19 protein-coding genes are annotated in these 19,011 nt (G+C 70.8%); 14 read left to right on the top strand and 5 right to left on the bottom strand.

Translation table 11 applies throughout. The features are described from left to right. The first annotated feature begins 32 nt into the window (after nucleotides 1-32). The 3 genes from ACQEVM_RS31910 to mqnP are packed head-to-tail and all read left to right on the top strand — an operon-like array spanning nucleotide 33 to nucleotide 2,874. Nucleotides 33-1,487, top strand: coding sequence for a menaquinone biosynthesis decarboxylase (locus ACQEVM_RS31910; RefSeq protein WP_351377011.1), 1,455 nt, complete (start codon nucleotides 33-35; stop codon nucleotides 1,485-1,487). After that, nucleotides 1,484-1,954, top strand: a complete 471-nt coding sequence (locus ACQEVM_RS31905) for a hypothetical protein (protein WP_433084757.1) — start codon at nucleotides 1,484-1,486, stop codon at nucleotides 1,952-1,954. Before ACQEVM_RS31910 ends, ACQEVM_RS31905 begins: the two co-directional genes overlap by 4 nt. Beyond that, on the top strand, nucleotides 1,951-2,874 hold the full coding sequence (gene mqnP, locus ACQEVM_RS31900; RefSeq protein WP_433084755.1) for a menaquinone biosynthesis prenyltransferase MqnP: 924 nt from the start codon (nucleotides 1,951-1,953) through the stop codon (nucleotides 2,872-2,874). The genes ACQEVM_RS31905 and mqnP overlap by 4 nt, the downstream gene beginning before the upstream one ends. On the opposite strand, the gene ACQEVM_RS31895 is transcribed toward mqnP, so the two are convergent. After that, the gene (locus ACQEVM_RS31895) at nucleotides 2,871-3,422 is read right to left on the bottom strand and encodes a rhomboid family intramembrane serine protease (RefSeq protein WP_433085508.1); all 552 of its coding nucleotides are present in this window, start codon (nucleotides 3,420-3,422) and stop codon (nucleotides 2,871-2,873) included. The genes mqnP and ACQEVM_RS31895 overlap by 4 nt on opposite strands. A gap of 153 nt (nucleotides 3,423-3,575) precedes the next feature. Between ACQEVM_RS31895 and ACQEVM_RS31890 the strand changes: the two genes are divergently transcribed. After that, complete coding sequence (locus ACQEVM_RS31890) at nucleotides 3,576-4,265, top strand: UbiX family flavin prenyltransferase (protein ID WP_433084753.1); 690 nt, start codon at nucleotides 3,576-3,578, stop codon at nucleotides 4,263-4,265. Here ACQEVM_RS31890 and ACQEVM_RS31885 read toward each other — a convergent pair. After that, complete coding sequence (locus tag ACQEVM_RS31885) at nucleotides 4,262-4,396, bottom strand: hypothetical protein (protein ID WP_267803235.1); 135 nt, start codon at nucleotides 4,394-4,396, stop codon at nucleotides 4,262-4,264. The two genes, ACQEVM_RS31890 and ACQEVM_RS31885, sit on opposite strands and share 4 nt — an antisense overlap. A gap of 125 nt (nucleotides 4,397-4,521) precedes the next feature. Between ACQEVM_RS31885 and ACQEVM_RS31880 the strand changes: the two genes are divergently transcribed. From ACQEVM_RS31880 to ACQEVM_RS31835, 10 genes are all read left to right on the top strand, one after another. Further along, the gene (locus ACQEVM_RS31880) at nucleotides 4,522-4,977 is read left to right on the top strand and encodes an Lrp/AsnC family transcriptional regulator (protein ID WP_053682489.1); all 456 of its coding nucleotides are present in this window, start codon (nucleotides 4,522-4,524) and stop codon (nucleotides 4,975-4,977) included. 78 nt (nucleotides 4,978-5,055) lie between these two features. After that, a complete protein-coding gene (mqnE, locus tag ACQEVM_RS31875; RefSeq protein ID WP_053682490.1) occupies nucleotides 5,056-6,219 on the top strand; it encodes an aminofutalosine synthase MqnE in 1,164 nt (387 codons plus the stop codon). Between the two features lie 175 nt (nucleotides 6,220-6,394). Further along, nucleotides 6,395-6,919, top strand: coding sequence for an N-acetyltransferase family protein (locus tag ACQEVM_RS31870; protein WP_433084750.1), 525 nt, complete (start codon nucleotides 6,395-6,397; stop codon nucleotides 6,917-6,919). Between the two features lie 79 nt (nucleotides 6,920-6,998). Then, nucleotides 6,999-7,337 (top strand): DUF4229 domain-containing protein, encoded by a 339-nt coding sequence (locus tag ACQEVM_RS31865; RefSeq protein ID WP_433084748.1) that lies wholly within the window; start codon nucleotides 6,999-7,001, stop codon nucleotides 7,335-7,337. A gap of 404 nt (nucleotides 7,338-7,741) precedes the next feature. Further along, on the top strand, nucleotides 7,742-9,085 hold the full coding sequence (locus tag ACQEVM_RS31860) for a dicarboxylate/amino acid:cation symporter (RefSeq protein WP_433084746.1): 1,344 nt from the start codon (nucleotides 7,742-7,744) through the stop codon (nucleotides 9,083-9,085). Between the two features lie 546 nt (nucleotides 9,086-9,631). Then, nucleotides 9,632-10,834, top strand: coding sequence for a hypothetical protein (locus ACQEVM_RS31855; RefSeq protein WP_433084744.1), 1,203 nt, complete (start codon nucleotides 9,632-9,634; stop codon nucleotides 10,832-10,834). A 110-nt stretch (nucleotides 10,835-10,944) separates the two neighbouring features. After that, a complete protein-coding gene (locus ACQEVM_RS31850) occupies nucleotides 10,945-11,577 on the top strand; it encodes a DinB family protein (protein WP_433084742.1) in 633 nt (210 codons plus the stop codon). Nucleotides 11,578-11,763: 186 nt separating this feature from the next. After that, complete coding sequence (locus ACQEVM_RS31845) at nucleotides 11,764-13,635, top strand: AMP-dependent synthetase/ligase (protein WP_433084740.1); 1,872 nt, start codon at nucleotides 11,764-11,766, stop codon at nucleotides 13,633-13,635. A gap of 127 nt (nucleotides 13,636-13,762) precedes the next feature. Beyond that, nucleotides 13,763-15,307 (top strand): alpha/beta hydrolase, encoded by a 1,545-nt coding sequence (locus tag ACQEVM_RS31840; protein ID WP_433084738.1) that lies wholly within the window; start codon nucleotides 13,763-13,765, stop codon nucleotides 15,305-15,307. Between the two features lie 108 nt (nucleotides 15,308-15,415). After that, nucleotides 15,416-16,273: a hypothetical protein gene (locus ACQEVM_RS31835; RefSeq protein ID WP_433084736.1), complete on the top strand. Its 858-nt coding sequence runs from the start codon at nucleotides 15,416-15,418 to the stop codon at nucleotides 16,271-16,273. A 235-nt stretch (nucleotides 16,274-16,508) separates the two neighbouring features. Here the strand turns inward: ACQEVM_RS31835 and ACQEVM_RS31830 are convergent, their stop codons facing one another. The 3 genes from ACQEVM_RS31830 to ACQEVM_RS31820 all read right to left on the bottom strand — a co-directional run bounded on the left by ACQEVM_RS31830 (nucleotide 16,509) and on the right by ACQEVM_RS31820 (nucleotide 19,003). Further along, nucleotides 16,509-16,721 carry a DUF397 domain-containing protein gene (locus tag ACQEVM_RS31830; protein ID WP_351377143.1) on the bottom strand — a complete coding sequence of 71 codons (213 nt, stop codon included), beginning with the start codon at nucleotides 16,719-16,721 and terminating at the stop codon, nucleotides 16,509-16,511. A 207-nt stretch (nucleotides 16,722-16,928) separates the two neighbouring features. After that, the gene (locus ACQEVM_RS31825) at nucleotides 16,929-17,807 is read right to left on the bottom strand and encodes a helix-turn-helix domain-containing protein (RefSeq protein ID WP_053682498.1); all 879 of its coding nucleotides are present in this window, start codon (nucleotides 17,805-17,807) and stop codon (nucleotides 16,929-16,931) included. 437 nt (nucleotides 17,808-18,244) lie between these two features. Then, a complete protein-coding gene (locus tag ACQEVM_RS31820; protein WP_384619954.1) occupies nucleotides 18,245-19,003 on the bottom strand; it encodes a GOLPH3/VPS74 family protein in 759 nt (252 codons plus the stop codon). Between the last annotated feature and the right edge of the window lie 8 nt (nucleotides 19,004-19,011).

Here is a 19,011-nt window from a genome sequence, read left to right as displayed (position 1 = left end):
CCCAGGGTAGAGGGTGACGGATACTGGGCCCCATGGCTTACGACGATCTCCGCTCGCTGCTCCGGGCTCTGGAGCGGGAGGGCGACCTCAAGCGCATCAAGGCCGAAGTCGACCCGTATCTGGAGATCGGGGAGATCGTCGACAGAGTGAACAAAGCGGGCGGGCCCGCGCTGCTCTTCGAGAACGTCAAGGGCTCGGCGATGCCGCTGGCCATGAACGTCTTCGGCACCGACCGCCGGCTCCTGAAGGCCCTCGGCCTGAAGTCGTACGCGGAGATCAGCGAGAAGATCGGCGGGCTGCTCAAGCCCGAGCTTCCCCAGGGCTTCATCGGCGTCCGCGAGGCCTTCGGCAAGCTGGGCTCGATGGTGCACGTGCCGCCGCGGAAGGTGAAGGGCGACGCGCCCGTCCAGGAGGTCGTGCTCACCGGCGACGACGTGGACCTGGACCTGCTGCCGGCCCTCTTCACCTGGCCCAAGGACGGCGGGTCCTTCTTCAACCTCGGCCTGACGCACACCAAGCACCCGGAGACGGGCGTGCGCAACCTCGGCCTGTACCGCCTCCAGCGGCACGACAAGCGCACCATCGGCATGCACTGGCAGATCCACAAGGACAGCCGCAACCACTACGCGGTCGCCGCGGCCCGGGGCGAGCGGCTGCCCGTCGCCATCGCCTTCGGGTGTCCGCCGGCCGTGACGTACGCGTCCACCGCGCCGCTGCCCGGCGACATCGACGAGTACCTCTTCGCCGGCTTCGTGGCGGGCAAGCGCATCGAGATGGTCGACTGCAAGACGGTCCCCCTCCAGGTGCCGGCCAACGCCGAGGTCGTCATCGAGGGCTGGTTGGAGCCGGGCGAGATGCTGCCCGAGGGCCCGTTCGGCGACCACACCGGCTTCTACACGCCGCAGGAACCGTTCCCCGCGCTGACCATCGACTGCGTGACGATGCGCAGGCGTCCGCTGCTCCAGTCGATCGTCGTCGGCCGTCCGCCGACCGAGGACGGTCCGCTCGGTCGCGCCACCGAACGCTTCTTCCTGCCCCTGCTCAAGATCATCGTGCCGGACATCGTGGACTACCACCTCCCCGAGTCGGGCGGCTTCCACAACTGCGCGATCGTCTCGATCGACAAGAAGTACCCGAAGCACGCGCAGAAGGTCATGCACGCCATCTGGGGCGCCCACATGATGTCGCTGACCAAGCTGATCATCGTGGTGGACAAGGACTGCGACGTCCACGACCTGCACGAGGTCTCCTGGCGGGCGCTCGGCAACACCGACTACTCCCGCGACCTGACCGTCGTGGAAGGACCCGTCGACCACCTGGACCACGCCTCCTACCAGCAGTTCTGGGGCGGCAAGGCGGGCATCGACGCCACACGGAAGCTGCCCGAGGAGGGCTACACCCGCGACGGCGGCTGGCCCGACATGGTGGAGTCCGACCCGGCGACGGCGGCCCTCGTGGACAGCCGCTGGAAGGAGTACGGACTGTGAGCCCGATCGCGGTGGGCGGCCCCGAGCTCTTCATCGGGGACGACACCACCTACGTGGCGCTCGTGCGCCCGGAACTCGACGCGGCGGACGAGGGCGTCCGGGCGGCGGCCGAACAGGCCGGCGTCTCGCCGGAGGAGTTCGCCGGCCCCGGGAACGTCTGGGCGCTGCTCACCGACGTCGAGGACGGCGAGGGCGACGGCTTCGAACTGCCGGGCCTGCGCGACATCGAGGCCGAGGACTTCGCGGAGCGGCTCCTCGCCGGTCTCGCCGGGGCCGCGCCGTTCACCGTCGAAGCGGGCGACGTGCTGCGCCTGGAGGGCCGTCCGACGGGCGACGACTGGGCCTTCACCGCCCACGTCACCCCGCCCGAGGGCCACGACGGGCCGGCGCAGAGCCTGGAGACCGGGCCGCTGCCCGGCGCACGACTGCTGGCCGACATCGAAGCGTTCCGGAGGAGTCTCGTATGACCTCGGCTGCCGAAGGCGTCGTCGGCCCCGGCCCGGCGCCGCAGACCGGCAACAAGGCGAAGGCCTTCCTGCGCCTGGTGATGATCGAGCACTCGGTCTTCGCGCTGCCCTTCGCCTACATCGCCGCCCTGACCGCGATGTTCGAGCTCGACGGGACCGTGCACTGGGGCCGGCTGCTGCTCGTCACCGTGTGCATGGTGGGGCTGCGGACCTTCGCGATGGCCGCCAACCGGATCATCGACCGGGAGATCGACGCCCGCAATCCCCGCACCGCCGGGCGGGAACTCGTCACGGGCGCCGTGTCGGTGCGGACCGCCTGGACGGGGGCCGGCGTCGCGCTGGTCGTGTTCCTCGGCTCGGCGGCGCTGCTGAACCCGCTGTGCCTGATGCTCGCGCCGCTCGCGGTGGTCCCGATGGTGGTCTACCCGTACGGGAAGCGCTTCACGGACTTCCCGCACGCCATCCTGGGCCTGGCCCAGGCGATCGGGCCGATCGGCGCCTGGCTGGCGATCACCGGCGAGTGGTCCTGGGACGCGGTGATCCTGGGCCTCGCGGTCGGCGTGTGGATCGGCGGCTTCGATCTGATCTTCGGCTGCCAGGACGTGGCGGCCGACCGTGCGGAGGGCGTCCGCTCGGTCCCGGCCCGCTTCGGCATCCCGGCGGCCCTGTGGGGCGCGCGCGGGGCGCACGTGGTGACCACCGGCCTGCTGGCCTGGTACGCGGTGGCGACGGGCGCGGGCCCGATCTTCTGGTTCGGCCTGCTGATCGTCGTCGCGGCCTTCGTCTACGAGCACACCATCGTGAAGCCGCACGACCTGTCCCGCCTGAACCGGGCCTTCTTCACGGTGAACGGCTTCATCGGCATCGCGTTGTTCGTCTGCGCGCTGCTGGACCTCGTCGTGCGGGGTCTGAGGATCTAGAGCACCCCGGGGGCGAGCGCCGCGCGGCGGTCGGGGCGGCGGAAGAACAGAGCCGTGACCACGCCCGCCACGAGGCCGCAGAGGTGTCCCTGCCAGCTGACCCCGGGGGTCATGGGCAGGATGCCGGACAGGGCGGTGGCGCCCCAGTAGAGGCCGATCGCCAGTCCCACCGCGATGCCGAGGACCTTGCGTTCGACGAAGCCGCGGACGACGACGTAGCCGAAGAGCCCGAAGACCACGCCGGAGGCGCCGGCGGTGAGGGTGTTCGGCGGTGAGATCAGCCAGGTGCCGAGGCCGTCGGCCGCGATGATCAGGGCGCAGACGGCCAGAAAGCGACGGATGCCCCCGAGGGCGGCGACGAAGCCGAACACCAGCAGCGGCACGCTGTTGGACGCCACGTGTGCGAAGCCGAAGTGCAGGAACGCCGCCAGGGGGGCCCGCAGGAGACTCCCCGGTTCGCGTGCCTCGATCCCGTACGCGTCGAGTGCGTGGCCGGTGACGAAGTCGACCGCCTCCAGCAACCAGAGCAGGGCCACCCATCCCAGCATCAATCGGGCGGCGGCCTTGGCCCGGTGGGTCCGGGTCCAGGTCTCGTCCACGCTCGTGCTCACTGCTGCCCCCTTGTCCCCGCGTCCCACCCCCTGGGACGTGCGGACACCTTATCGAGTGCCCGCGTGCCGTGGCCGGATAGTCTCGGAGGTATGACTGAGGGCAAGCGCACCCCGTGGGTGGTCGGGGTTTCCGGGGCGTCCGGGACGCCGTACGCGGCGGCCGTGATCCGGGGACTCCTCGCGGCGGGCGAGGGCGTGGACCTGGTGGTGAGCCGGGCCTCTCGGCTCACCCTGTTGGACGAGACCGGGATCGCCTTCCGCGACGCGCACTGGCGGAACGATCTGGCCGAGTGGCTGGGGCGCGGGGCGGACGGCAAGCCGGGCACCTTCACGGGGCTCGACCTGGACGGCGTGCGCCACTGGGCGGCGGGGGACCTGGCGGCCGGACCGAGCTCGGGCTCGTACCCGGTCAAGGGGATGCTGATCGTGCCGGCGTCGACGGCGTGCGTGGCGGGGGTCGCGCTGGGGCTGTCGAAGGACCTGCTCCAGCGGGTCGCGAGCGTGACGCTCAAGGAGCGGCGCCGACTGGTGGTCGCGGTACGCGAGACCCCGCTGAGCGGGCAGACGTTGAAGCAGCTGGTGGCGCTGGACGAGGCGGGCGCGATCGTGCTGCCCGCCTCTCCGGCCTTCTACGCGGGTGCGACGCACATCCAGGATCTGGTGGACTTCGTCGCGGGGCGAGTGCTGGACGCGGCAGGGGTGCCGCACCGGCTGTATCGCCGTTGGGAGGGGGAGCTGGGAGGCTCCCGCGCTCCCCAGGGGGCAGGCGGCGGTGACTAGCGCTTCTTGGCGCTGCGCGGCTTGCGGGTCTTGTCCACGCGCTGCGCGGCGGACGGCTGGTCGGTGCGGGATCGGTTGGCCAGCTCCTGGAGCTGTCGCATGTGCGCGTAGGCCATCTCGATCGTGTACACGGTGAAAACCACTCCTGAAGATCGTCATTGATCTGTTGAAAAGATTCACAGGGTGTTGACCCTGTGTGCCTTAGATTCTATACCTAGACTTGCAGGATCGCCGAATAATGGAAGGCTCCATATAAATGGACACGGTGGACAGGCAGCTCATCCAGGCACTCCGGGAGAACGGGCGTGCCTCGTACGCGGAGCTGGGCCGTCTCGTGGGTCTCTCCGGCCCCAGCGTCACCGACCGGATCAACCGCCTGGAGACCGCGGGCGTGATCACGGGCTACCGCGCGACCGTGGACTCGGCCTCGCTCGGCCTCGGCGTCACGGCGCTGATCGGCATCTCCCTCTCCGACGCCGCCGACCACGAGGACGTGGCGCGCCGGCTCAAGGACCTGCCGGAGATCGAGGACTGCTGGTTCATCGCCGGCGACGACTCCTTCATGTTGAAGGCGCGCGCCAGCGACGTGGACGGCCTGGAGAAGATCATCCGGAGGCTGTCCGGCACCAAGGGCGTCTCCCGCACCCGCACCACGATCGTGCTCTCCACGAAGTGGGAGAACCGGGTCGGGGAGCTGCCCGAAGAGGCCTGAGAGTACGGTGGGTCGCGGCGGTTGCAGGCAGTGCGGGACATGTAGTGCAGTGCAGGACACGTAGAGGAGACGACCGGGATGGACGCTGGGCTCAAGCGCGAGCTGGAGGAGAAGGTCCGCTCCGGCGAGCGGCTGACGCGTGAGGACGGCATCGCCCTCTACGAGTCGGACGACCTGGCCTGGCTCGGCGGCCTCGCCCACGAGGTGCGCACGCGCAAGAACGGCGACGTCGTCCACTTCAACGTCAACCGTCACCTCAACATGACGAACGTGTGCACCGCGTCCTGCGCGTACTGCTCGTTCCAGCGCAAGCCGGGCGAGAAGGACGCGTACACGATGCGCATCGAGGAAGCCGTCCGCCTGGCCAAGGCCATGGAGAACGACAACCTCACCGAACTGCACATCGTCAACGGCCTGCACCCGACCCTGCCGTGGCGCTACTACCCGCGCTCGCTCTCCGCGCTCAAGGAGGCCCTGCCGAGCGTCTCGCTGAAGGCGTTCACGGCCACCGAGATCCACCACTTCGAGACGATCTCCGGGATGTCGGCCTCCGACATCCTGGACGAGCTGATCGAGGCGGGTCTGGAGTCGCTGACCGGCGGCGGCGCCGAGATCTTCGACTGGGAGGTGCGGCAGCACATCGTCGACCACCGCACCCACTGGGAAGACTGGTCGCGCATCCACCGGCTGGCGCACTCCAAGGGGCTGAAGACCCCCGCGACGATGCTCTACGGGCACATCGAGGAGCCGCGCCACCGCGTGGACCACGTGCTGCGGCTGCGCGAGCTCCAGGACGAGACCGGCGGTTTCCAGGTCTTCATCCCGCTGCGCTACCAGCACGACTTCGTGGACATGAAGGACGGCAAGGTCCGCAACAAGCTCCAGGCGCGGACGACGATGGCGACGGGCGCCGAGGCGCTGAAGACCTTCGCCGTCTCCCGGCTGCTCTTCGACAACGTGCCGCACGTCAAGGTGTTCTGGGTGATGCACGGCGTGCAGACCGCACAGCTCGCGCTCCAGCACGGCGCGGACGACATGGACGGCTCGGTCGTCGAGTACAAGATCACGCACGACGCCGACAACTACGGCACCCCGAACAAGCTGGGTCGCGACGACCTCCTGGAGCTCATCCGCGAGGCCGGCTTCCGCCCGGTCGAGCGGAACACGCGCTACGAGATCATCCGCGAGTACCCGGGCCCGGAGGCGGGCCTGCGCGAGACGCCGCAGGCCATGCGCGTCTGACGCCCCGCATCCGGCGCCGCGCTCCGCGTCGCGCCCCGCGTCGCACTCCGCGCGTGCTTCGAGCCGCTTCGTCGGCCCGCCGTCAGGCCCCGGTCCCGTCAGGGACCGGGGCCTGACGCGCGTTCGGCCGTCAACCTCTTTGCCCGACAGCGCGTGTAATGGCTAGTCTTCGGATATGGCCCTTACCTTTACCTTCGATCCCGTGATCGACGCGGCCCTGCGCGACGGGATCATCGAGCTGTGGACCGACGTCACCAACACCGGCGGCGCGGTGGGGTTCGTACCGCCCGTGACCGCGGACGTCGTACGGCCCGAACTGGTCGAGCACCTCGCGGCCATCGCCGAAGGCCGCATGCGCCTCCTCGTCGGACGCGACGAGGAGGGCCGCGTCACCGCCACCGCGTTCCTCGCCTTCAACGCCCACCGCCTCCAACGGCACTGGGTCTGGGCGTACACCGTGATGGTCGCCCCCGCCCTCCAGGGGCGGGGCGCCGGCCGGGAGCTGATGGCGGCCCTCGCCGACTCCGCGCGCACCCTCGACGGCATCGAGGCCATCCGCCTCGGCGCCCGCGGCGGCCTCGGCCTGGAGCGCTTCTACGCGGCCTGCGGCTACAAGGAGGTCGGCCGCGTCCCCGACGCCATCCGCGTCGCACCCGGCGACGACCGCGACGACATCACCTTCCTGCTGCCGCTGCACTGAGTCCCGCCCCGGCCCGCCGCACTGACCCCGGCGGGCCGGAGCGGGGGCCCGGCGTGCTTCACTGGACGGGCACCTGTCGATGCACGAAGACGAGAGAGAAGGGGTCACCGTGTCCCTCAAGCCGAGCGCGACGATCCGCTACACCGCGATGCGCCTGGGCATCTTCGTCGGATGTCTCGTCCTCGTCGCCGCACTGGTGCGTCTGGGCTGGGTGCCCTCCGGGCTGGGTGACGCCAACGTCGCGTGGCTCGTGCTGCTCGCCCTCGTGCTGTCCGCTCCGCTCTCCTTCGTGCTGCTGCGCAAGCAGCGTGACGAGATGTCCGTGCAGATCTCCGGACGCGTCACGGGTGCGAAGGAGAAGCTGGCCGCGAACCGCAGCCAGGAGGACTCGGCCGATGACGCGGCCCGCGTGAGCTAGTACGCGGGGGCTCGGGCCCCTGTTGGTTTCATCACACACCGAACCGCCCCAGCAACGGGAATACCGCCCGTGACGCTGGGGCGTTGGTGTTTCCCGGAACGGGCGGCGCGAGTCCCGCGCCGGCCTGGCTCAAAGGGCGCCTTTGAGAATCTCAAAGGCGAAGTGTTAGCGTGTTCAACATGTTGACCACAGCTGCGCACCAGATGACCGCGAGCGTCCCGCTCGTGGCGCGCCTGCACGTCGACCTCTGCCGCCGCGTGTCCGCGGCCTGTTGCTGTCGCTGAACCGTTGTCACCGAGTTGAGCTGAATCGATACAGCAGCGGTCCCCGGCCGGCCCCCTTCTGGCTGCCGCACCGCATCACCGCAGAACCATCACCCCGTTTCCCCGTGCGTCCCCCGGAGAGTGTCCGTGTCCGAGACCCCCCAGGCCCAGGCTCCCGCCAAGGCCAGGTTCAAGTTCCCCTTCTGGGCGCAGATCGTCACCGGTCTCGTGCTCGGTGTCCTGTTCGGCTGGCTCGCCAAGAGCCAGGACGTCAGCTGGCTCAAGACCACCCTGGAGCAGGTCGGCGACATCTTCGTCCAGCTGCTGAAGCTGGCCGTCGCCCCGCTCGTCTTCTTCGCGATCCTGGTGTCCATCACCAACCTGCGGAAGGTGAACAACGCCGCCCGGCTCGCCTCCCGCACGCTGCTCTGGTTCATGATCACGTCGCTGATCGCGGTGGGCATAGGCCTCGCCATCGGCCTCCTGACCAACCCGGGCGCCGGCACCGGCCTCACCCCGCAGGACGGCAAGCTGCCCAAGCACCAGGGCTCCTGGATCGACTTCCTGACCGGCATCGTCCCCACCGACGTCATCACGCCGTTCACCGAGCTGAACGTGCTCCAGATCGTCTTCATGGCCGCCGTCGCCGGCATCGCCGCCCTCCAGCTCGGCAGCAAGGCACAGCCCGTACTGAGCCTCGCCGAGTCCGTGCTGGAGCTCCTGCAGAAGGCCCTGTGGTGGGTCATCCGCCTCGCGCCCATCGGCACCGTCGGCCTCATCGGCACCGCCATCGCCACCTACGGCTGGGACCTGATCGGCAAGTACGCCACCTTCACCGCCGACGTCTACATCGGCTCGGCGCTCGTGATGTTCGGCGTCTACCCGCTGCTCCTCGCCACGGTCGCCAAGGTCAACCCGATCCAGTTCTTCAAGGGCGCCTGGCCGGCCATCCAGCTGGCCTTCGTCTCCCGCTCCTCGGTCGGCACCATGCCCGTCACCCAGAAGGTCACCGAGCGCCTCGGCGTCCCGAAGGAGTACGCGAGTTTCGCGGTCCCGTTCGGTGCCACCACCAAGATGGACGGCTGCGCCGCGATCTACCCCGCGCTCGCCGCGATCTTCATCGCGCAGATCTTCGACGTGCAGCTGGGCATCAAGGAGTACGTGCTCATCGCCTTCGTGTCGGTGGTCGGCTCCGCCGCCACGGCCGGTCTGACGGGCGCCACGGTCATGCTGACCCTGACCCTCTCCACCCTGGGCCTGCCCCTGGAGGGCGTGGGCCTGCTGATGGCGATCGACCCGATCCTCGACATGATGCGCACCGCAACCAACGTCGCCGGCCAGGCCGTCGTCCCGGTCATCGTCTCGGCCCGCGAGGGGATCCTGGACAAGGAGGCCTACGTCACCGCGTCGTCCTCCCCGCTCGACGAGCCGTCCGAGGAGCGTTCCGACGAGCGCGCCGAGGCCCCGGTTCCGGTCGCGGCCTGACCGCTCACCGTCCGACTGCTCACCGTCCGACCGCTTGATTGCCTGACCGGCCGTCCGGCCGTCCGGCTGTCCGGCTGTGCGGGCGCTCGTCGCTCGCAGGACGCGTACTCATCGCGACCCCCGCCCCCGTCCGGGCGGGGGTCGCGGTGTTTTCCCGTACTCGGGGGCGTACCGGTGCTTCGCGGCCCGACCGCTCGGCCGGCCGCCGGTGGCCGGGGGTCCGCGGGGCTCCCGTCCGGGTGATTCCGCGAGGGTGTTTTGGGTGGGATTCTCCCTGCGAAAGACCGGCTCGGGGCCGGATCTCGGTCGACCGGAATCCGGCGCGTCCTGACCCTGGTACTTCCAAGTACGAAGAGGGTGAAATGACCCCGACCAACCCTCCCGGCCTCCCGTCGCTCGGACGGGTGAACCGTGCCAACCGGGCTGGATTTCGGTGGGGTTGCCTGACATATGCTCACCGCGACAACTCCAGAACACGAGACGGCCCCCGCCGGGACTGGCATCCCGGACGAGGGCCTGACCATCAAGGAAGACAAACCTTCCCCCATGGATATGCGGCAGCTTAACGCGCCCCCGCGCGCGTCGTCCCGGGTTCGCCCGGCGACCCACCGATCCGGCGTCCAGCACGTCACCACCCGACACACCTCGCACTACACGGTGGTCGGGAACCACCTCGCCCAACACCGGCAACTCTCCGGGCTGGCGCGCGGGGTCGGGCTCTACATCCAGTCGCTGCGCGCCGGTTCGCCGGTCGGGATCAAGGCGCTGTCCGGGCGCTTCCCCGAAGGCGTGAGCCGACTCGCCTCCGCGCTGAGGGAGTTGGAGGCGCACGGGTACCTGGAGCGGAATGTCGTCCGGCTGCCGAACGGGCGGATGGTCACCCTCACGTACTGGCACAACCAGCCGGGTGCGGTACCCGAGGCCGGCGTCCGGGCCGCGCGACCGGCGCGCCCTCCTCGCCCACCTCGGGCGGCCCGTCCGCCTCGTCGGTCTCGGGTGGAGCGGGCGCCGGAGCCGGGGGTGTGCGGGCCGTTCCCCGAGGGGTTCGAGGTGCCCGAGGGGTTCGAGGGGTTCGAGGAGCCCTGGGAGTTCAAGGGGTTCGAGGAGCCCTGGGAGTTCGAGGGGTTCGAGGAGCCGGGCCGGGAGTCCGCCGAGCCGGAGCCGGAGCCGGAGCGCGAGGTCGAGCCGGAGCGTGAGGCCGAGCCGGAGCCGGAGCCGGAGCCGGAGCCCGAGGTCGAGGCCGAGCCCGAGCCCGAGGCGTCCCTCGACCCGGTCGCCGTCGACCTGTTGGCGGGGCTGCGTCGCGTCGACGCCCGGCTGTTGCTGTCCGAGGAGGACGTTCACCGTCTCGCGCCCCGGGTCTCGTCCTGGTTCGAGCGCGGGATCCATCCGGAGGCGGTGGAGCAGGCGCTGACCTCGGACCTCCCGCATCCCCTGCGGCACGCGGCGTCCCTGCTCGCCTTCCGGTTGGAGAAGTCCCTGCCGCCCGTGCTCCCGCCGGCCCCGGTCAGGCCGCGCCACGTCCCGCCGGACCCGTTGATCACCTGCGACGGCTGTGAACGCTGCTTCCGGTCGGCCGACCCGAAGGCGCTCTGCGGCGACTGTGAGCCCCTGCTCTCGCACCGCGCCCTCGACCCCGCCGAGCACGAGGGCGCGTACGAGGGCGCGTACGAGGACGAGCACGGGGACGAGCACGGGGGCGAACGCGGGGATACGGACGGGGACGTGTGCGGCGGCGCGGGCGGCTGAGGCGCCTCGCGCGTAATCGAGGCGCGGTGCCGCGGAGCCTGTGACAGCCTGGCGGGTCACCCGATCGCCCCCCGCCTCGGGGCGAGCCGTTCATCCACAGGAGTGACCCCGTGAGCCCATCCCCCGAGACCCCCTCCCGTGTGACCCCCCTGCTGGAGCAGTTCGAGTTCGCCCGCGAGCGCCTGCTGGGCCGGCTGGCCGGGCCCGTCATGGACAGCGGCGACGGGTCGGACACCGAGGTCGGCCCGATGACCGACGAGGAGTACCTCTGGGAGCCGGTGGCGGACTGCTGGTCGGTGCGTCGGCGCTCGGAAGGGCCGGGGGCGAGGGCGACCCACCTGGCCGGCGCCGGCGAGTGGGGGCGGGACGCCGCGCCCTACCCGCACCCCGCGCCGCCTCCGTTCACCACCATCGCCTGGCGCCTGAGCCACCTCACCGAAATGCTGACGCTGCGGGCCGACCACGTGGCCGGCAGTCGGGCGCTGACCCGGGACGACTACCGGGTCAAGGGCGACGTCGCCACGGCGGTCGCGGACTTCGAGGCGGCCTCCGGGGCCTGGCGGAAGGCGCTCGCGGGTGTGGAGGACGCCGCGCTGGACACCGTGGGGTACTGCACCTACCCGCACGGCAGTGACGCGGAGGAGCCGTTCGTCGACATCGTCTGGTGGGTCAACCAGGAACTCCTGCACCACGGGGCCGAGATCGCCCTGCTTCGCGACCTCCACCGCGCCACACAGGGGTGACGGTCCGAGGGCCGCGCTCCCCGGGCGGGCCGGTGCGGCTCCCTCGGAGGGCGGGTCCGCGGTGTGTGCGTGCTGTGTGCGAGGTGGGAATGTGCCGGTCGGAGCGTGTGCGGGGGGTGGTCAGCGGCAGTTACCCGTGCGTAAATTACCGGCGGTAACTCCTGCCGAACCGAAGGAGCGCGCGCCGTGAGCACTGTCGTGCAGCAGGCCGGGCCGAAACTCGTCGAACCCGTCAAGACCGTGATCGACGGTGAGGTGCGCGAGGTGGTCGTGCCCGCGCTGGTGGGGCCGCCCCCGCACGGATCACTGGGGGACATCCCCTTCGACAACGCCGCGCAGGCCCCCGGCGAGGCCGTGCTCGCCCGCAAGGGGCCGGACGGCGCCTGGCGGGACGTGAGTGCCGCCGAGTTCGCGGCCGAGGTCCTCGCCGTGGCCAAGGGCCTGATCGCGGAAGGGCTGCGCCCCGGCGACCGGCTCGCCATCATGGCGCGGACCACGTACGAATGGACGCTGCTGGACTTCGCGGGCTGGGCCGCCGGGCTGGTCACCGTACCGATCTACCCCACCTCCTCCGCCCTCCAGGCGCGCTGGATCATCCATGATTCCGGAGCCGTGGCCTGCGCCGTCGAGGACACCGTGCAGGCGCGGATCATCAGCGGCGAGCGCGGGAACCTGCCGTGGCTGGCGCACCTGTGGGAGTTCGACACGGGGGCCGTGGCCCGCCTCGTCAAGGCCGGGGAACACATCCCCGACGCGCTGGTGCACGAACGCAGAAGAGGCCGTACGCCCCACGACGTGGCGACGCTCGTGTACACGTCGGGGACCACCGGGCAGCCCAAGGGCTGCGTACTGACGCACGGCAACTTCTTCGCCGAGGTCGACAACGCGGTCGAGCTCCTCCACCCCGTCTTCCGGGCCGAAACCGAGGAACCCGCGTCGACTCTCCTCTTCCTGCCGCTGTCCCACGTGTTCGGGCGGATGGTGGCCGTCGGATGTCTGCGGGCGCGGGTGAAACTGGGCCACGCGCCGAGCATCGCCACGGACGACCTGCTGGCGGACCTGGCGGGCTTCCGCCCGACGTTCCTCCTCGCCATCCCCTACGTGCTGGAGAAGGTCTACAACACCGCGCGGGCCACCGCCGAGCGCATGGGCCGGGCCTCGTCCTTCGACCGTGCCGCCCGGATCGCGGAGCGCTTCGGCGAGGCGGTCGAGGGCAACGCCCCGGGTCTCGGACTGCGCGCGGCACACGCCCTGTACGACCCGCTCGTCTACCGACGGATCCGGGCGGCCCTGGGCGGACGCGTCCGCTACGTCCTGAGCGGCGGCTCACCCCTCGGACGGCGGCTCGCCGCCTTCTACACCGGCGCCGGAGTCGAGGTCTTCGAGGGCTACGGACTGACCGAGACGACCGCCGCCTCCACCATCACCCCGCCGCTGAAGCCCCGGCTGGGAACCGTCGGATGGCCGCTCCCCGGGACGGCGGTACGGATCGCCGACGACGGCGAGGTGCTGCTGCGGGGGCGCCACGTCTTCGCCGGGTACTGGAACGTGGCCTGGGCGGAGCCGGGCGCCTGGTTCCCGACCGGGGACATCGGCGAACTGGACCGGGACGGCTACCTGACGATCACCGGCCGCAAGAAGGACATGATCATCACCTCCGGCGGCAAGAACGTCGCCCCGGCCGTCCTGGAGGACCGGCTGCGCGCCCACCCCCTGGTCGGCCAGTGCATGGTCGTCGGCGACAACCGGCCGTACGTGGCGGCACTGGTCACCCTGGAGCCGGAGGGGCTCGCGCACTGGCGGCAGATGCGGAAGAAGACCACCATGCCGATGCGGGAACTCGTCGAGGACGAGGAACTGCGGGCCGACGTACAACGGGCGGTGGACGAGGCGAACCAGCTGGTGTCGCGCGCGGAATCGATCCGACGCTTCGTCGTGCTGCCGGGCGAGTTCACCGAGGCGCGAGGCCACCTGACGCCTTCGCTGAAGCTGAAGCGGGGCGTGGTGGCGCGCGAGTTCGACCGCGAGGTCAACGCGCTCTACCGCGGCCGGGGCTGAGCGGGGCCGAGCCGGAAACCCGCCGGACCGGCCGGGCCCGCCGGGACCCGAGCCGCCGGCGGGCCGAGTCGGCGGGCCGCGGTTAGGGTGGGCCGGCAGGGTAGGGGGGTTTGCCCGAGGAGGGCTCGTGCGCCTGACCCGTGGTTGGTTCCGTGCCGCCGTCGCGGCCTGCGGGCTCGTGCTGGTGTCGTTGGGCGCGACCCCGCCGGCCACCGACGGACCCGCGCCGCCCCACATCCGCTGGGGCCACTGCCCCGAACGGCCGGTACCCGACGGCATGCGGTGCGGGACGCTGGACGTGCCGCTGGACCACGCCGCCCCGGCGAAGGGCACGGTCACCCTGGCCGTGGCCCGGATACCCGCGACACAGGGCGCGTCCCGCGGGCCGGTCCTGCTGAACTTCGGCGGCCCCGGCGGCCCCGGCATCGCCTCCCTCGCCGCCGACCCCACCCTCTTCGCCGACCTCGGCAAGCACCGCGACCTCGTCACCTTCGACCCCCGAGGCGTCGGGCACAGCGAGCCCGTCTCCTGCGGCGGCTCACAGGAGACCGACCCCGCCATCGCCCCGCACGACGCCGCCGGACGGCTCGCCGCCCTGCGGGCCGTGGCCCGGCGGTGCGCACTGCACTCCGGCCCGGTGCTCCCGTACATCGGCACCGTGAACGTCTCCCGCGACATGGACGTCATCCGCCGGGCCCTCGGCGCGGAGAAACTCGACTACCTCGGCTTCTCCTACGGCACCCGGCTCGGCGCCGTGTACGCCGCGCAGTTCCCCCGCACGACCGGCCGCATGGTCCTCGACGGGGTCGACACCCTCACCGAGCCGCTCGCCGAGCAGGCCCTGATGTCGGCGCGCGGGCAGCAGCGCGCCCTCGACCACTTCCTCGGCTGGTGCACCCGCCAGAGCGACTGCGTGTACGGCACGAACACCCGTACCGCCAAGCGGAAGGTCGACGCGCTCGTGGCCCGGCTCGACGTGGAACCGCTGGTCGGGCAGGACGGTTCGCACTTCACCGGGCAGGACGTGGTCGCGTCCGTCGGCACCGCCCTGTACTCGCGCAAGCTGTGGCCCGCGCTCGCGGACGGCCTCAAGGAGGTCGAGCGCGGTGACCCGATCGGACTGCTCCAGTTGGGCGGCCCGATGGAGCCGCCGCCGCAGGATCAGGATGAAGACGAGGGCGGGGGCGGGGGCGAGGGCGGCGACGGGGGTCAGGTGAAGGTGCCCGCCGACAACGGGCCGGCCGCGCAGACCGCCGTGAACTGCGCCGACGACCCGGACCGGGGCGACGACACGGCCACCCCGGCGGCGGTCCGCAAGGAGGTCGAGGGCCTGCGGGACGAGTTCCTCGCGGCATCGCGGATCTTCGGGCCGAACCAGCTGCTGACCGTCCTGTCCTGCTACGGCCGACCGCCCGGCACGGACTTCATCCGGAAGATCGACGACCCCGGGGCCCCGCGCATGCTGCTCGTCGGCACGCGCGGCGACCCGGCGACCCCGTACGAATGGACCGAGGAGACGGCCCGCCGGCTGGGCTCGGCGGTGATCCTCGACTTCAAGGGCGACGGGCACACCGGGTACGCGGAATCCCCGTGCGTACGCGAGTACGCGAACCACTTCCTGGTCGACGGCCGGCTTCCCTCCGGGACGCGGTCCTGCCCCGCCGGGCAGTGAGCGCACCGGCCGATCCGGACGGTGTCGAACCCGACGTTCCGCGTCCCGTGCGCGGTTCGGGCCCGCCCGCCCCTCCTCAACTGACGCGGCATCAGATACACCGGTGTCATGACCGCAGAAGAGCAGGAGCACGCACCGGACACCCGCCCCGACGACTACGCCGCGCTCGCCGCCGTCGGCCCCTACGGGGTCCGCCCCGGGCACGCGCTGATCACCATGGTGGAGCCGCATCCCGGACACGAGCACGCGTACAACCGCTGGTACGAGGACGACCACTACTACGCGGGCGCCATGGCCATGCCCTGGATGTACGCCGGACGCCGCTGGGTGGCCACGCGGGACCTCCAGGAGCTGCGCTACCCCGAGAAGTCGGCGGTGGCGCAGCCGGTCGGCGCCGGCTGCTACCTCTCCACGTACTGGGTCACCCGGGGTCGCTACGACGAGCACATGAAGTGGACCGTCGGCATCAACAAGCGCCTCAACCGAGACGGACGCGTCTACCAGGACCGCACCCACGTCTTCACGGCCTTCCAGGACCACGCGGCCACGGTCTACCGGGACGGCGCCGCCGGGCCCCGGGACTTCCACGCCCTCGACCACCCGTACGCCGGCCTGGTCCTCCAGGTCGTCGACGCCGACGGGCCCGAACAGCGGGCCGAACTGCTGGAGTGGCTGCGCTCGCGGGCCCTGCCGAAGCGGCTGGCGGGAGGGCCCGCGGCGATGGTGACGATCTTCCGGCCGACACCGCTGCCCGGCGACCGGATGACGTACGTCAAGCAGGTCGAGGGGGTCGACACCCGGCTGACACTGCTGTGGTTCCTGGAGACCGACCCGCGGACCTGCTGGGACCGGTTCCGGGGCTGGGAGACCGAGGTCGCGGAGACGGGACTGGGGCGGGTTGAGTTGGTCGCGCCGTTCATCCCCACCGTGCCGGGCACCGACCGGTACGTGGATCAGCTGCGCTGACCCGGGGCGCGGACACGACGGAGCCCCCTCGGCCAAGACGGCGGGTCGGTCGAGAGGGCTCCGATGGGTGGTGCGGGTGGTGCCGGTGAAGCTGTTGGTGCCTGTGGTGCCTGTGGTGCCTGTGGTGCCTGTGGTGCCTGTGGTGCCTGTGGTGCCTGTGGTGCCTGTGGTGCCGGCGACGCGGGTGGCGCCGGCGACGCGGCGGTGGGGGTCGTCGGCAAGGTCGCCTCGACGTTCAGACGAGGCGCCCCGGCCGACCCTCGACGACGTCCGCGACGAACGAGTTCCAGGAACCCGGCGCGAAGGTGAGCGACGGTCCGTCCTGCACCTTCGAGTCACGGACGGCGATGGATTCCATCACGGGGGACTTGACCTCGACGCAGGCGCCGTTTCCTCCGGAGTAAGAGGACTTGGTCCAGTTTTCCGTGGCGCCCTGACGAATAGCCATGTTTTTCTCCGGTTCGGCGAGTAGTTCCGATGGCGTGTCGGCCAATTCCCCGGCTGACGTGATCGACGCTACCCGCACCTTCCGACGGCTGAAGGGGCCGTTCACTCGACCGAGTGGCATATTCAGGTCAGGTCTTATGTGGCCGGGGAGCGACGGTGTACCGTACGGCCCCCCTTGTCACCAGGACTGATTCCTCCCCATTTGTCGCTACTTGCCGGCGTAGTGCTTGATGATCTCCGAGATGAACTGCCGGGTCTGGTCGACGTTGAGGGCCTGGGCGCGAAGGTGCTCGTACATCACGCTGTACTTCTGAACGTCATTGGCCTTCTCCAAGTACAGATCGCTCGTGACGCCCTCGATGTAGACGACGGTCGAGTCCGAGGCGTCGGGGAATTCCAGAATCGCGTACTGGCCGTTCACGCCGGGGTGCGCCCCCATCGAGAACGGCATCACCTGCACCGTGATGTACGGCTCCTCCGAGCGCTCTATCAAGTACTCCAGCTGTCGGATCATCAACTGCGCGTCGCCCACGTGCCGGCGCAGTGCCGCCTCGTCGATGACCGCCCACAGGCGGAGCGGACCGACGTCCGGATTGTTGTTGTCCGTCTCGGACAGCCGCTTCTGACGGTGCATCCGGACCTGGACGCGCTTCTCCACGTCCTGCGGCGCGGTCTCGGGCAACGCGCCGCGGATCAGGGCCTGGGCGTAGTCCGGGGTCTGGAGCAGTCCCGGGACCATCTGGGGCTCGTACGTGCGCAGGCTGGCGGCGTCCGTCTCCAGGCCGATGTAGACGCTGTACGGGATGTCGCCGAAGGCGTGCCACCAGCCCTGCTGGCGCGAGTCCTTGGCCATCTGCATCAGGGAGTCGACGAGCCGGCGGTCCTCGACCTCGTACACGTCGCACAGGTCGCGGACATCGCGCTGACTGATCGAACGCCGACCGTTCTCCAGCCGGCTGATCTTCGACTGGGAGACGAGGAGGCGCTCGGCCACCTGCTCGGCCGTCATGCCCTTGTCCTCGCGCAACTTGCGCAATTCCATGCCCAGTCGGCGGCGTCGGACGGTGGGATTGACATTGGACGCCACGGGGACGGCACCTCCGCCTTCTTCTACTCGTTCTGGTTCTGTTTCTGTCTCTCTGCGTGCCTGATGTTCAGCAGACTGCCACCGAAGGGTGTGGTACCGCTGGGGAACGGGCGGGAAAGACAGCCGCGCGGCAAGGTCGGACGTGCGGAAACGACAGACGTGCGGAAACGACAGACGCGCGGGGCGGCGGGGCCGGGTGGGCCGGCCCCGCCACCCCGCGCGCCGGCGGTTCCCGAACCGGGTCTTTGGGGGACGGCCGGTTCCGGCGATGGCGTTCGGTCGAGCGGTGTGCGTGCGGGCCGCGAATGGATCAAGGGGTGTCGCGGGTCCCACGGGTGGTGCTGGTCGTGCTGATGGGGCTGGTCGTGCTGGTCGTGCGGGTTCTGCCGGTGGTGCCGGTCCTGCGGGTTCTGCCGGTCCTGCTTGTCACCCCACGGTCAGTGCGCGGCCGCACGAGCCATCGCACCCGTCCGACGCGGCTGCATCGGCACACCGCCCGCACCGGTCGCGGAGGTGGCCGAAGCCCGCGCGGCGGGTGCCGGCGCCGGCGCGCGGTCACGGCGTGGCTGTGCCGCCACCCCGTTCTGGACGTCCATGACGGCGTGCGCCACCAGACCGCCCATGGGGTCGTGCCGGATCAGGTCCCGCAACCGGGACCTGGACGACCGCCCCTCGTTGCCGGGGTACAGGTGCTTGCCGAGTCCGACCGCGTGGGCCAGAGCGGCGAGCGCCGCGGTCCGCGGGTCCGGCGGTACACCGGTGCGGATCGCACTGTCGAGCCGGGCACGGATCTCCCGGCTGATCGCCGTGTCGGTCGCCTGGTAGCGAGTCGTCGGCAACACCCCGCACATCTGTCCCGCGACGGCATGAACCATGCCGCAACGCTCCAGATGAGCGAGGTAAATCTGACGGAGCCCCAGCCGGGGTCCGCCGATCCAGTGGACGGCCCGAACCGGGCTGCCGCGCCTGCGCAGCAGTTCCAGTGCGGAGTCCAGAGTCGGATCTCCTGTCGGCCGTGGCATCACCACGGCGATACGATCCCCGTCAGGGGCTATCCGTCCTGCCAGAGCCAGCTCCACTAGCTGTGCCCCGGCCAGGCCGAGGTCGAGCGACTGCGGCTGCGCCGTGGTTCCCGTGGTCGGGTCCAAGGCGAGCAACAGAAGCTCCTCCGGAATTGTTCTGCGGCTCCTGCCCATCCATGCCT

The organism is Streptomyces sp. CA-243310 (assembly GCF_050936775.1).
Lineage (GTDB): Bacteria > Actinomycetota > Actinomycetes > Streptomycetales > Streptomycetaceae > Streptomyces.
Note: the sequence above shows the minus strand (reverse complement) of the source record. Positions and strands in the feature narration are given on the sequence as shown.